8 protein-coding genes are annotated in these 13,838 nt (G+C 45.5%); 3 read left to right on the plus strand and 5 right to left on the minus strand.

Annotation, left to right across the window (positions count from 1 at the left end; translation table 11 throughout):
- Positions 1 to 305 precede the first annotated feature (305 nt).
- Together MNV_RS05950 and MNV_RS05955 are read right to left on the minus strand one after the other, a co-directional pair.
- Positions 306 to 2,459 carry a heavy metal translocating P-type ATPase gene (locus tag MNV_RS05950; RefSeq protein WP_096204433.1) on the minus strand — a complete coding sequence of 718 codons (2,154 nt, stop codon included), beginning with the start codon at positions 2,457 to 2,459 and terminating at the stop codon, positions 306 to 308.
- 66 nt (positions 2,460 to 2,525) lie between these two features.
- The gene (locus tag MNV_RS05955; RefSeq protein ID WP_096204434.1) at positions 2,526 to 2,903 is read right to left on the minus strand and encodes a CopG family ribbon-helix-helix protein; all 378 of its coding nucleotides are present in this window, start codon (positions 2,901 to 2,903) and stop codon (positions 2,526 to 2,528) included.
- Positions 2,904 to 3,267: 364 nt separating this feature from the next.
- On the opposite strand from MNV_RS05955, the gene MNV_RS20570 reads away from it, so the two are divergent.
- Both MNV_RS20570 and MNV_RS05965 read left to right on the plus strand, forming a co-directional pair.
- Complete coding sequence (locus tag MNV_RS20570; RefSeq protein ID WP_096204435.1) at positions 3,268 to 5,346, plus strand: PAS domain S-box protein; 2,079 nt, start codon at positions 3,268 to 3,270, stop codon at positions 5,344 to 5,346.
- A 7-nt stretch (positions 5,347 to 5,353) separates the two neighbouring features.
- Entirely contained in the window at positions 5,354 to 6,853 is a 1,500-nt protein-coding gene (locus tag MNV_RS05965; protein ID WP_096204436.1) for a hybrid sensor histidine kinase/response regulator, read from the plus strand.
- A gap of 46 nt (positions 6,854 to 6,899) precedes the next feature.
- On the opposite strand, the gene smc is transcribed toward MNV_RS05965, so the two are convergent.
- The 3 genes from smc to aspS all read right to left on the minus strand — a co-directional run bounded on the left by smc (position 6,900) and on the right by aspS (position 12,488).
- Positions 6,900 to 10,409, minus strand: coding sequence for a chromosome segregation protein SMC (gene smc / locus MNV_RS05970; RefSeq protein ID WP_096204437.1), 3,510 nt, complete (start codon positions 10,407 to 10,409; stop codon positions 6,900 to 6,902).
- Positions 10,410 to 11,090, minus strand: a complete 681-nt coding sequence (locus MNV_RS05975; RefSeq protein ID WP_096204438.1) for a hypothetical protein — start codon at positions 11,088 to 11,090, stop codon at positions 10,410 to 10,412.
- Between the two features lie 99 nt (positions 11,091 to 11,189).
- Positions 11,190 to 12,488, minus strand: a complete 1,299-nt coding sequence (gene aspS, locus MNV_RS05980) for an aspartate--tRNA(Asn) ligase (RefSeq protein WP_096204439.1) — start codon at positions 12,486 to 12,488, stop codon at positions 11,190 to 11,192.
- A 296-nt stretch (positions 12,489 to 12,784) separates the two neighbouring features.
- Between aspS and MNV_RS05985 the strand changes: the two genes are divergently transcribed.
- Positions 12,785 to 13,756, plus strand: coding sequence for a chymotrypsin family serine protease (locus MNV_RS05985; RefSeq protein WP_143311661.1), 972 nt, complete (start codon positions 12,785 to 12,787; stop codon positions 13,754 to 13,756).
- Positions 13,757 to 13,838: the final 82 nt, after the last annotated feature.

Below are 13,838 nucleotides of genomic sequence, written 5' to 3' on the forward strand. Positions count from 1 at the left end.
ATTCATAACTGGATTATGGGATAGTGCCTGTACTCCTTCAAATATAATGATTATTAATAAAGCTTTTTAATGAGCCGGCTTCTATTGGTTAATAGCACTATGAACGATAGGCAAATTTAATTACTTTTAAGACTTACGCATTTGCCCTCAAATAGCTGTTAACCGCGTATCTATTGATAATAGCCTTTTGCTCATACCATGAGATATTCTCTTTTAACCGTCTGATTTCTAACTTTACAAACGCGAATTTTTATCGGGTCCGCCTTGACAATCCCGGGTATGTTCTTTCGGCTCATTATATTTTCCTAAAAATGCCCAGGCTTTAACACCGCCAGACGCATAGCATTTACTATCACAAGCAGAGAAAGACCCATATCTCCAAACGCAACTGCCATCCAGAGCGTCACTATGCCCGGAAATGCAAGAACAGCAAAGCTTCCTTTTACCATGATTGAAGAAAAGATGTTCTCTTTAATTATCCCAAATGTCTTTTTGCTAAGCTCAAATAAATAAGGAAGCTTTGATATATCATCATGCATTAACGCTATATCAGCGGTCTCAAGTGCAACATCGCTACCTATAGCACCCATCGCAATGCCTACAGTCGCCACTGCCAGTGCAGGTGCATCGTTCACTCCATCACCTACCATTACAACTTTACCATATTTCCGGTCCAGTTCTTCAACAATCCTGACCTTATCTTCAGGAAGAAGGCCTGCACGGTATTCATCAATCCCAAGCTGACTTGCTATTGATCTTGCAATCCGTTCATTGTCGCCAGTCAGCATCACCACCCTCATCCCTTTCTTCTTTAGCATGCTTATGGTTTCAGGCGCAGCATCCCTTACCTTATCCATGATTGCAATAATTCCCATGCATTCCTTGTTCCCTATAAGAATTGCAGTTTTACCATCACTTTCAAGCTCCCTGACTTTTTCATCCGGGAATGGAATTGATAGCTCGGAAAACATAGCAGGGCTACCTATACAATAGGTGCTTCTGTCTATAACTCCTTTTACACCTTTGCCTGGAGTAGCTTTAAAACCACTGACAGGTTTTAGACTCCCTCTATCGTTTCTGGCTTTTGAAACGATAGCCTTTGCCAGCGGATGTTCGGATAATGCCTCTATGGATGCGGCTGTCTCAAGAATCTCCCCGGATGAATAGTTATTAACTTCTATCGTATCTGTTACCACCGGTCTTCCCTCAGTTAAGGTGCCGGTTTTATCAAAAACAAATACCTTTGCCTTTGCCATTTCCTCCATGTAATTTCCTCCTTTTATTAAGACCCCATTTTTAGCAGCACCTGTTATTCCCGATACCATGGAGACAGGCGTGGAAATGGCAAGGGCGCAGGGGCAGGAAATGACCAGAAGAACCAGGGCTTTGTAAAGCCATTCATCAAAAGGCTTACCGAAAACAAGGTTTGGAACAGTCGCCACACCCACTGCCAGGAAGATCACCACAGGGGTATAATAGCGGGCAAATTTATCAACGAACTTCTCGGTTGTGGATTTTTTTCGTTCAGCTTCCTCAACCAGCCTGACGATTTTTGAAAGTACCGTGTCTTCAGACATTTTTGAAACTCTTATTTCAAGATATCCGTGCTCATTAAGCGTTCCCGCATAGACAGGGTCGCCTATCTCTTTATGAACTGGCATCGATTCACCAGTAATCGCGGCCTGATTTACACTCGATTCCCCGCTAATCACAATGCCGTCAAGCGGTATTTTCTCACCTGGTCTGACAACTGTAATATCATTGATATTCGCATCATGAACATGTACGTTGACCTCTTTTCCATCCCTTATTACAATGGCAGTATCAGGCGCAAGTTTGACAAGTGACCCAATAGATTTCCTCGCCCTTTCGCTTGCATAACCTTCTAAAAACTCGGCAATAAAGAACAGATAAAGCACAGATGCTCCCTCTTCCCCGTAGCCGATGGAGAAAGCACCAACAGCAGCAATTGTCATCAGGAAATTCATATCAAGGCGTTTTTTCAGGAGAGAAGATATGCCCTTTTTAGCTATGCTGTATCCTGAAATTACTCCTGCGAACAGGAAGAGAATGTGAGATAAAGCTGTCGATCCCGTTACGTATTCCATGGAAAGCCCAAGAACCAGTAACACGGACGAAAGTGCTATAATACGTATATTCCGTTGTTTCCAGAGAGGAAGTTTTTCCTCAAAAATATCGGTTGAACATGAGGAACAGATTACTTCGTAATCATCCTTCCCATCTTCAAGAGCGGCATATCCGGCTTTTTCAATCGCCTCTCTGATTTCTGATGTGTTGGTGAGGGACGGGTCATACTTTATAGCTGCTTTACCAATAATGAAATCCACGTTTATCTCACCAATACCGTTCAGTTTCCTGACCGCATTTTCCACGTTCTTGGCGCAGGAAGGGCAGTCCATGCCTCTGATTTCTAACTCAATATCCTTTAGCTCAACCATACAGACCTGTATTACACGCTTTTAAAAGTAGATTGTGCTAAGAAACTGGCTGAAAGTTAATAAAAATTAGACGGAACAACGACAGATCATAACATCCTTTATTGCTGATATGTGTTCTACAAACTGTTTGATGCTGTCATTATCTCCCTGAAGAATCACCCACTCTACGCACTTGTCATCAAAATGTGTATGGGTGGCGGACTTTACTATATTTTTAAAATTGTGGATTATGTTGTGTACTGGCTGCTCTCTCTTATCATCATGAACAATAGTAGCGATGAACGGACTACCATTATCAATATGCTCTATCCATTTATTCTGGGCAACGAATCTGTGCAGAGCTTCACGTACTGCATCTGAACGGCTGGAGAAGCCCAACTTATTCGTGATATTATCGAATTCCTTTAGTTCTGTGCCTGAAAGTGATATGCTAATAACTACCATTAAAAATCTTTATAATACTGGCTTATCTGAAATAGTTATCTTTTTAGTGGATACGTCAGGCATTCCGAATTGCATATTTGACCTCCACTAATAACAATTGATTTTAGTACTATAAAAGTATTAATAAAACTATCGAAAGAGCCTGCTTCTATTGGTTAATAGCACTATGAACGATAGGCAAATTTAATTACTTTAATAACCATACTCCAATTCCACAGGCAATATTCTTATCCGTATTCTATACAGGATATTTCCTCAATTCATTAATGTCTATTATGAGATGTATAACTCCAGGACCTCAAATCGACAGGGTTAGGTCGTATAACCGTATATTTAAGGATAAACTCTTAGTAGGAGCCTGCTCATGAGAGATAAAAGTCAAATCCCCGGGTGGGCAATCCTCGTCATCGCATTGACGATAGCATTGATAGCTGTTATTTCTATTGCTTCGCTCCACCAACATGCTGATAAGAGCCAACAAGCAGAGTTGTTACTATCCCGCCTTAAAGGGCAATCATACCATCTGGATACCCTGGAGTGGCAGTTCGGACGGAAACCTGATCCTAAATTACTGGTAGAAGTACAGCAGGTTAAAAGTCAGATAGCGCAAACATTCGATGAATTAATGCTGCTTGATCCGGGCGAAGAGAGATTGAAGCAACTTCGTAAAACCCAGCTTGAATTCGAAACCAATATGGATGAAATGTTCCGGTTGATAATGGCGGGAGATTTTGAAAAAGCAGAAGTTTTCGATATAGAGCGGGTCGATCCGAGTTTTAATACTCTCAGTGATATGATTACCAATACCAGCGCCATCTATAGCGAAAGGGCGCAGCAAGCAGAGAAAAAGGCTGGTATAGGTACTACCCTGGTTATGATCGCAGCCGGGACGATGGTCGGATTCCTGATCTTACGGTTCCAGAAGATGCAACTAAGGGCTAAACTGATGGCAGTCGAACAAAAAGCGCTGCGCAAGAGCGAAGAGCAGTATCGTAATCTTGTAGAACTTTCCCCGGAAGCAATCGGCATCCAAAATGAGGGGAAGATCGCTTATATAAATCCTGCAGGAGCAGAACTTTTCGGTGCTGTTAATCCCGGGCAACTTATTGGAAAAAATGTTATGGATTTTGTACATCCGGATCACCGGGATATTGCAAGGGAGCAAATCCGGCAGATAGTAAAAGATGGAAAAATCATTCCTCCGATTGAAGAAAAGTTCATTCGTCTTGATGGAACTGTTCTGAATGTTGAGATTGCGGCTGCTCCGATTACCTACCATGACAAACCATGCGGGCAGGTTATCATCCGCGATATCACCGGGCGCAGGAAAGCTGAGGAGAGGTTACGGCTATTTCGTAATCTCATCGACCAGTCAAACGACGCTATTTTTGTTGGTGACCCTGAAACAGGTCGTATCCTGGATGTAAATGATAAAGCATGCACCAGCCTGGGATACAGGCGTGAGGAACTCCTTAGCATGCTAGTTTCTGATATTGAAACTACCCTGCCGGATCATGTTTCCTGGAAAGAACATGTGCAAGAGGTTAAGGAAAAAGGATATCTGATTTTGGAAAGCCGGCAGAGGCGTAAAGACGGAACGATACTGCCTGTAGAGATAAATATCAGTTATGTTTCCCTTGGAAAAAATAATTACACACTGACCGTGGCTCGCGATATTTCCGAGCGTAAGCGTATGGAGGATGCACTGAGAGATTCGGAGAACACGTACAGGACGGTATTTGAGACCACCGGAACCGCTACAGTGGTTATCGAAGAGGATACTAAAATATCCCTGGCAAACGAAGAGTTTGAAAAACTCACAGGCTATTCCAGAGAGAAAGTGGAGGGTAAGAAAAGCTGGACGGAATTTGTTGTAAAAGAAGACCTGGAAAGAATGATAAAGTACCACCATGGACGGAGAGTTGACCCGAAGCTGGCCCCAAGCAAATACGAGTTCCGGTTAATTAACCGGAACGGAAGTATCAGGGATGTTTTCCTGACCATCGCTATGATCCCTGGAACAAAAAGAAGTGTAGCATCCCTTCTGGATATTACAGAGAACAAACGTTCAGACGATGCGCTGAAAGAAAACGAGGAACGCTACCGCCGCCTCGTGGAATCCTCTCCAGATGGTATCATCGTCCACAACCAGCGCGAATTTATTTACTTCAATATAGCAGCTGCAAAAATTTTAGGAGCAGCAAATCCTGAAGAATTTATTGGAAAAAGATACGTCAATTTATACACCCAGACTATTGTGGAATTGTCAAGGATCGGTTCCGCCTGGAAAAAAAGGAGAGGCTGTGCCTCTGATCGAAGAAAAATGGCTTCGACTCGATGGCACGCCTGTAGATGTGGAGGTAGTGGCAATTCCTTTTACCCACAATGGCAAGTTGGAGGTGCACTCTGTTGTGAGAGACATCACCGAGCGCAAGGAGTCTGAGGAGCGAATGAGAGAACAAGCTGCCCTTCTCGATAAAGCACAGGATGCTATTTTAGTCCGGAATTTAGAGGGCAGCATCACCTACTGGAATAAAAGTGCACAGCGTCTGTATGGCTGGACAGCAGAGGAAGTCGTAAGTAAAAATGTCAATGAGCTTTTGTATAAGAAAGAAGAGTCATCGCAACCCAATGAAGTTCAGAAGAGCGTGATCGAGATGGGGGAGTGGAGCGGTGAGCTGCACCATGTAACGAAAGACGGCAGGAAGATCACTGTCGAAAGCCGCTGGACCCTGATGCATGATAATAAAGGAAAACCAAAATCAATACTTGTCATAAATACTGATATAACCGGGAGAAAGAAGCTTGAAGAGCAGTTCCTGCGGGCGCAGCGTATGGAGAGCATAGGCACTCTTGCAGGAGGCATAGCACATGACATCAACAATGTTCTGGCGCCGATAATGCTGTCACTTGACCTATTAAAGGAAAAGTTCCCGGACGACGAAAGCCAGAAACTGATTGAGATCCTCGATAGAAGCGCCCAGCGCGGAGCCAGCCTGATAAAGCAGGTCCAGTCATTTGCGCGAGGCGTAGAGGGTGAACGCATACCTCTTCAAACAGCGCACCTTGTATCGGAAATAAGGCAGATAGCAAAAGAGACATTTCCGAGATCCATTGAGATTAAGACCGACATACAAAAAGACCTCTGTACCATTTCCGGGGATGCCACACAGCTGCACCAGGTCCTGATGAATCTCTGCGTGAACGCCCGCGACGCTATGCTTGATGGCGGTATCCTGAGCATATCTGCCGAGAATATTTTCATTGACGAGAACTTCGCTCATATTAATATTGAGGCCAGGGTTGGTTGTTATATCGTAATTGCAGTCACGGATACCGGGACCGGTATTCCTCCTAAGATAATGGACAGGATGTTCGAACCGTTCTTCACAACAAAGGAGCATGGCAAAGGCACAGGTCTTGGGCTTTCTACCACTCTTGGGATTGTGAAAAGCCACGGCGGGTTTATAAATGTATATAGCGAAGTCGGAAAAGGAACGACATTCAGGGTATATTTGCCTGCAATTACAACAACTGAAACACAAAAAGCAGAGGAGACGTACCGTGAACTCCCCACAGGGCATGGAGAATTAATTCTTGTTGTTGACGATGAAGACCAGATTCGTGATATCACAAGTTCAGCTCTGGGAACACATGGATACAGAGTGCTCACAGCCAGTAACGGGATGGAGGCAATAGCATTGTACGAACAAAACAGGGAAAAAATCAAACTTGTTCTTATGGATATGATGATGCCGGTCATGGACGGGGTAGCAGGCAGCCGGAAGTTACGTGAAATCAATCCGGAGCTGAAAATCATTGCAGCAAGCGGATTAACAGAAAAGGATAAATTAACAAAAGCTGCAGGTACGATGAACGCTTTTTTACTAAAGCCTTACACGACCGAGAAATTATTGAGAACCATATATGAGGTTCTAAACGCTGAATAAAAAGAAAGCAGCCTTACAAAAAATCCAGAAACTTTTTCAGTTCCCCTTAATTCAACTGGATGCCCGTAATGCTTGAAATATTATTCTCCTGCATCGCCACGCCTACCGTCCTTTTTGCAGCTTCTATCATCGGCTTTCGCAGCGAGACCACGATGAACTGGGCGTTAGATGCAGCCTTCTGGATGCGCCTTGCCACCTTCTCTGCGTTCACGCCGTCAAGGAACATATCTATCTCGTCAAAAGCATAGAACGGGGCGGGCCTGTACTGCTGGATGGCGAACAGCAGCGATAACGCGGTCAGGCTCTTTTCGCCGCCTGACATGGCTTCGAGACGCTGAAGGGTCTTCTCCGACGGCTGGGCTTTTATCGTCATCCCGCCTGAGAACGGGTCATCGGGCTTCTCAAGGAAAAGCTCGCCTGTTCCGTCCGACAGCTCGGCGAATACCTGTTTGAACTGGTCGTTTATGCCGTTGAAAGCATTCATGAACGCCTCTTTTTTCATCTCTTCGCATCTCTTTATACGAACCATTATCTCTTCCCTCTCATGGAAGAGCGTGTCGCGCCGCGACTTTAAGTCCTTCTGCCTGTTCTCGACCTCGTTATATTCATCAATAGCCCTCATGTTGACCGGCTCAAGCTTCTCCATCGCACGCGTGAGAGCAGCTATACGTGAAGATATTGATTCAGAAGACGGTACTTCTTCATCGCGGTTCAAACCGCGTTCAGCTATCTCATTATCCAGGGCGATTATTTGCTCGGTGAGCGCGTCCTTTGTTGATTGCAATGCCAGGAGATTTCTCTCTATATCGCCGAGCAGCCGCTGCACACCCTCAAGCTCCTCTTTGAGCGTACTCTCCTCGCTCCGGGCGCGCATCCGCTTGTTCTGGAGTTCCAGCAGTTCCCCTCCAAGCTCTTTCTCCCTCATATTCTTCACTTTGAGGTCTGATTCCAGCGTCTTTATCCTCTCGCGCAGGGAATTTATTTTTTCGCGGTGCCCTCCCTTCTTATTATCAAGCTCCGAGAGCCGCTCTTTTGTCTCATCTATCCTTGCCTGCGCATACTTCTTATCAAGCTCGACTGCGTTGATACCTGCCTCGATATCCCTGAGCCGCCCTTCAAGCCTGTCAATTTCTTCCTCTATCTTTGAGGCTTTATTGCTGAGCTCAGGAACCTCTGAGCCTTTCAAAAGCTCCTCAAGCTTCTGTATATCCTCAAGCAGCGTATTTATCTGCGCATCCTTTGCGCGCTTATCCTCTTCGATACCGTCCATTTGCTTTTTGATATCAACGCGCGCATTCTCTATCTCAACAAGCTGTTTCTTCCTGGTCTCAATGACTTCAACCAGCCGCGTGCCCCTGCTCTTGATCTCTTCCATCTGCATCTCAAGCTTTGCGATCTCCTTATCGAAGTTTGCGGCTTCGTCCCTGACATGAGACAGGTGCTCTTCAAATTTCTCTAATTTGTTGAGCGCGGATTTACGCCTTCCCTCGTACTCTGATATCTGCTCCGCGATCTTTTTAATGTTCTCTTCTTCCCCGCTTGCAAATGATAATTTCGATCTTATCGTGCCTCCGGTCATTGCACCCGCTTTCTCTATCAAATCCCCTTCAAGAGTCACAAGGCGCTTTCCGCCCATGAGCTTCCTTGCAGTGCTCAGGCTGTCTGAAACGATGGTATCCCTGAAAACGTACCAGAACACGGAGGTGAACTTCTTATCGTAATCAACAAGATTTATAGCATAATCTATGATGCCTTCTTTTTCTTTTTTCTGCATCGAAGGCATGGACTCCATTTTGTTAAGAGGCAGGAACGTAACCCTTCCCAGGCGCCGCTCTTTCAGGTAGCCGATAGCTCTTGCGGCATCCTCATCAGTATCAACCACGACCGACTGCATCCTGGCGCCTGCCGCTATCTCAAGAGCAACGGAATATTTTTTATCGACCTTCCCGAGTTCCGCTATCGTTCCGTATATACCCGGAAGTTCCCTGTTCTTCTTTGCGCGAAGGACGGCCTCAACAGGCTCGCTATAATTGATCTCAGCCGCGGCTTTTATCCGCGCTTCAGACCTGGCGTACTCCTGCTGAAAGAGCCGAAGTGAGTTATCAAGGTCGGTCACTACCATTTTTATCTGAGTCCTGTTCTTCTCAAGGTCAAGTGAATCCTTAACAAGCTCCTGCTTTTTTGCATTGATCTCCTCTATCTGCGTTCTGGAGCTGCTGGTATCAAGATCAGCGGAACCTATCTTGGAAACTGAGTCCTGTATCTCAAGCTCCATGTCCCGCGCCTCCGACGACTTCCGCCTTATAGCATCAAGCAGGCGGTCTTCCTCGCGCATGAGCTCGTTCTTTTCATTTTTCATGGTCTCAAGCTGCTGCTTTGACTCAGCCAGCTTATCCCGTGTTCCTGCGAACCGGGTATCCACTTCAGCTATCTTGCTCCGCACAACAAGAAGCTGCGTTCTTTTATCATCAAGCTCGGCAGAAACGGTCTCTTTCCTCAGGTTCTCTTCGTTCAGTTTTGCGGCAAGCTCTGCTATCTTGCCCTGGCTGCTGTCGATATCCAGGAAGGCTTTCCTTCTTTGCGATTCGATATCATTTATCTCGTTCTCTGCAAGCTCTATGGTACTTGTACAGCGGGAAATCTCGCCCTTGATGGATTCCATTTCTTTCTTCAGGGCTATCTGCTCGCCTTCGCCTTTCCGGATGATCAATGAGTTTAATTCAAAAAGAGTATCCTCGATCTTCCGAAGCTCCTTTTTGCGCTCCTCCACCTGTTTTGAGAGGTCTTCTTTTTTAGTTTCCCTGTCCTGCATTTCCCCTGTGAGCTTATCCAGTTCGTTCCTTGCATCCTTGAGCCTTGCCAGCAGGACGTATCCTTCATACTTTCGCTTCTCATCCCGCAGAGACTGGTATTTCAAAGCCTGGTCGCGCTCCTGCTGCAGCTTGATAAGCTGCTCGCCGACCTCGGCAAGTATGATATCGACCCTCTCTATCCGTTCGCGCACTATCTCAAGCTCGTTCAAAGCCTGATCTTTCTTATCGTCGAACTCTGCCACGCCTGCTATCTCGTCGATTATCTTGCGCCGCTCGGTAGGCGTCATTTCAATGATATGGGTGACGTCCCCCTGCATGACCACGTTGTAACCTTCGGGGGTTATTTTCGCCTTGGAAAGATAGTTATGGATATCGGAAAGGCTGACTGGCGTATCATTAAAATAATAGTAGCTGTAATACCCCGACTCGGTCTGCCTTACTTTGCGCGTAACTGCGACCTCATCGGCATCTACAGGCATTTCGCGGTCCCTGTTATCGAAGCGTATGGTCACCTGGGCAAAGTTCTTTCTCCCGCTGTCTGCGTTGAATATGAGGTCTGTCAGTTTCTCAGCCCTCATTATCCTTGAGTTTGAGAGGCCAAGGGCAAATAAGATACCGTCAATTATGTTGGATTTACCACTTCCGTTTGGACCGGAAATGGTCGTAAAATCATCAAAGAATGGAATTTTTACTTTTTTACCGAAAGATTTGAAATTTTGAAGTTCTATCTCCTTGATATGCACTTATCTACCTCTTTTAGGGGTCTCATATATCTCAACCCCTTCCTTCGACCTCTCGCTCCTCTTGACATCAGGTTTCTTAAATTGCGTTTTTCCCTCAGGTTTATCCTCGGCTACAACAGGAGGGGTATCATCTGCTTCTATTATCCGCTGCTCTTTTCTTCTGTCCTTCGGCGAGTAGTTGCTGGCAATTATGTACTCACCTTTCGGTTTTGGTTTCTCAGCCGGCTTTATCTCTTCTTTCGGAGCTTCCGTTCTTCCCGTTCTGAGCGGAGGTTCTTCCTTTGGTTTCTTTTTAACTACAAGCTCCTGGACTATTGATTTCTGGTCAAGTAGCTCTTTCATGACACCGTCGTAGGAACTGTTGAGTTCAATAAGCCTGTGCTCGATCCTGTTCATCCTGTTCTCGGCTTCCTTGAGAGCATCGGTTCCTGACTTTTGCTGCTCAAGTATGGAATCCCGCAGGGATTTGTTCATCTCTACAATGTCGTTCACCTTTTCAGTGAATTTCATCCTCAGTTCATCGAGAGTGGACTCCCGCAGCTTAATCTTATCTGCAAAGCGCTTCTCCATCTCGATCAGAATGGACTCCCGCAGCTTTTCCTGCGTCTCTGCATTCTCCTTGTCCCGTGCAGCCAGTTTTTGCTCAAGCCTCTCGATTATAATATCCCTTTCGGTACTCATCTGTATCCCTCTTGCTCTATAAGTAGCAAAATCAGTCAAATAGGTTTTGGTCTCTCATGACTTTTTGCACGGTAAACATATCTTATTAAGTTAAATAATTTATGGGGAAAGGCGTTTTCTGTCGCGCGGGAATAATACCACTTCGCGGATGTTTTCGACACCCAGCATTGTCATAAGCAGCCGCTCTGCGCCCAGACCCCAGCCAGCATGGGGAGGCATGCCGTACCTGAACGCCTTGAGATAGAACTCAAAACCGTCAGCATTAAGCCCCTGCTCTGTGATCCTGCTGTGTAATAATTCATATGAGTGTACTCGCTGCGCCCCGGAGGAGAGTTCCATGCGCGGGTGCATCATATCAAAGGCACGGCATATCTCGGGTTTGTTCTCGTAAGGCATGACATAGAAGGGCTTGATCTTCGTGGGCCAGTCAACGATGAAATAATGCTCTCCTACCGTTTCCCCGATCGAGTGCTCCGATTCCGTGGTAAGGTCATCGCCCCATTCTATCTTTTCGCCGTTATCCCGTGCAATAGAGATGGCTTTGTCGTAGGTTACACGCGCAAAAGGTGTTTTCGGGATTTTCGGTTCTACTCCGAGCGTCTTCAGATACCTCTCTCCGTTCTCTGCAACGCTTGAATAAACATATTTAACAAGGTTCTCAAGGATGACCATTACATCTTCATTATCAAGGAAACTTGCCTCAATATCAATAGATGTCGCCTCGTTCAGGTGTTTTCGTGTATCATGTTCCTCTGCCCTGAATATCGGGCCTATCTCAAAGACGCGGTCAAGCCCGCCCGACATCATCAGTTGCTTGAACAACTGGGGGCTCTGGTTAAGGAAAGCCTCGCGTTCAAAATACGTTATCGGGAAAAGGGCAGTTCCCCCTTCGGTTGCGGTTGCGACGACTTTTGGTGTCGTGATCTCGATAAAACCTTCCCCGCCAAGGAATTCACGCACGCTCTTCTGGATAAGATGCCGTATCCTGAAGATTGCCTGTGTACCCGGACGCCGCATGTCCATGAACCTGGCATCCAGGCGCGTATCGAGGTCTGCATCCACTTTTCCTGTGGTATCCATTGGCAGGGGGGACTCGGCTTTTCCGAGCACCGCAACTGCCGCAGGGACAATCTCATAACCATTCGGCGCTTTTGCTTCTTTCTTGACATTACCTGTAACAGCCACGACAGATTCGCGCGAGAGGTTTCGCACGATATCAAGTACGTTCTTGTCTATCGTCTTCTTAAAAAGCGTTACCTGGATGAGCCCCTCCCTGTCCCGGACTACGAGGAAGGTGATCCCACCGAGGTCGCGTATCTCATGCGCCCAGCCGCAAACCGTGACGCTGCCCCCGTTCATTTCCGGGGTAATCTGTGTTGAATAATGTGTTCGTATCATGAATATCTTGACTCTGTAATGAGTAATTATATTATTAATCTATTGTATCGGATTGACCGCATGAATTACATTGGGTATTCTAACGCCTTCCGGATGCACCCTGGAATGATTAACTTATCTGTACTGAGGGCGTTCATCCGGTTCCATGCCAGCGAATAATAGAAGGTCGGACATAAGTATCACATCAAGCTCATACAGCGATAGTCACACTTATATACGAATAAATTAAAATATTATGATGATACGGCAGAGAACGTATCACAATTGGAAAATAAAGTTTTTTGTGGGGTGAAAAAGTGAAGAATGTTATAATCTTACTGGCTATTTCGGTATTATTTATATCATTAGCCAGTGGGGCAAGTCAACCAAGTATAAAAGAAGTAAAAGAAAAGCACGAAAACAAATTGTTTGATATTGACGGAGTTTCCGGGGTTTCTGCGGATGAAGTAAATAATGAAATCGTCGTTTACATCGAGAAACCGGAAGTAAGCAGAAAAGTTCCGAAAGTCCTTGATGGTTATTCCGTAAAACATGTGGTTACAGGGAGAATAAAAGCTTTGCAAGCTACAACCGCAACAGAGACGCTCATAATCCCGGCGGCAACATATTCGAGAACAAGTGCACAAAGACCTGTATTTGGCGGTATAAGTCTGGGTAATGCGAGATTTCCCAATTCAGCAGGGACTCTCGGATTGGTTACCAGTAACAATTATGTTCTAAGCAATGCGCATATCCTGGCAATGGACAGCAATGCAAACTTCGTCCCGATCGGAACTGCTGCATGGCAGCCCGGCGGATACGATGGGGGATCAAGCAGTAATTCAATAGGGACGCTTTACAGGTATATACCCATTAGATTCTACAGCTTCTTTGCGAATAACTATGCGGATGCAGCAATCGCTACTTTAACAGTTAGTGGAAATAAAGGATCCATTCTAAACGCGACTAATAATGGATTCTATACAATAAGCGGAAGCACAACCGTGTCAACAGGAGATACGGTGAGGAAAAGCGGGAGATCCAGCGGTGTTACTTCAAATACAGTTTACTCCCAGTCAGCATCGGTTAGAGTCTATTATACCAGTTTTAAGTGGGCAATATTCAGGGACCAGATACTCGTCAATCAACCGTTCATTCAAGCCGGGGACAGCGGTTCGTCTGTAGATAAAGATGGCAAGTTCGTAGGGCTTGTGTTTGCCGGCTCTGATACAATCGGAGTTGTATCCAAGGCGCAGTATATAACTTCGCGTTTAGGAATTACGGTATAACGGCATGAAATAAATCAGCATAACTAAAAACGTTTTTTTTTTTTTTTTTTTAATTTTTTGTTTTACTGTGCTTCAAAATCGG

This window comes from Candidatus Methanoperedens nitratireducens (assembly GCF_900196725.1).
Classification (GTDB): domain Archaea; phylum Halobacteriota; class Methanosarcinia; order Methanosarcinales; family Methanoperedenaceae; genus Methanoperedens; species Methanoperedens nitroreducens_A.

Excerpts from the sequence above, each read along its gene's own strand:
- MNV_RS05950 (WP_096204433.1), bottom strand. The coding sequence starts at position 2,459 with ATGGTTGAGCTAAAGGATATTGAGTTAGAAATCAGAGGCATGGACTGC.
- MNV_RS05955 (WP_096204434.1), bottom strand. The coding sequence starts at position 2,903 with ATGGTAGTTATTAGCATATCACTTTCAGGCACAGAACTAAAGGAATTC.
- MNV_RS20570 (WP_096204435.1), top strand. The coding sequence starts at position 3,268 with ATGAGAGATAAAAGTCAAATCCCCGGGTGGGCAATCCTCGTCATCGCA.
- MNV_RS05965 (WP_096204436.1), top strand. The coding sequence starts at position 5,354 with ATGAGAGAACAAGCTGCCCTTCTCGATAAAGCACAGGATGCTATTTTA.
- MNV_RS05975 (WP_096204438.1), bottom strand. The coding sequence starts at position 11,090 with ATGAGTACCGAAAGGGATATTATAATCGAGAGGCTTGAGCAAAAACTG.
- aspS (WP_096204439.1), bottom strand. The coding sequence starts at position 12,488 with ATGATACGAACACATTATTCAACACAGATTACCCCGGAAATGAACGGG.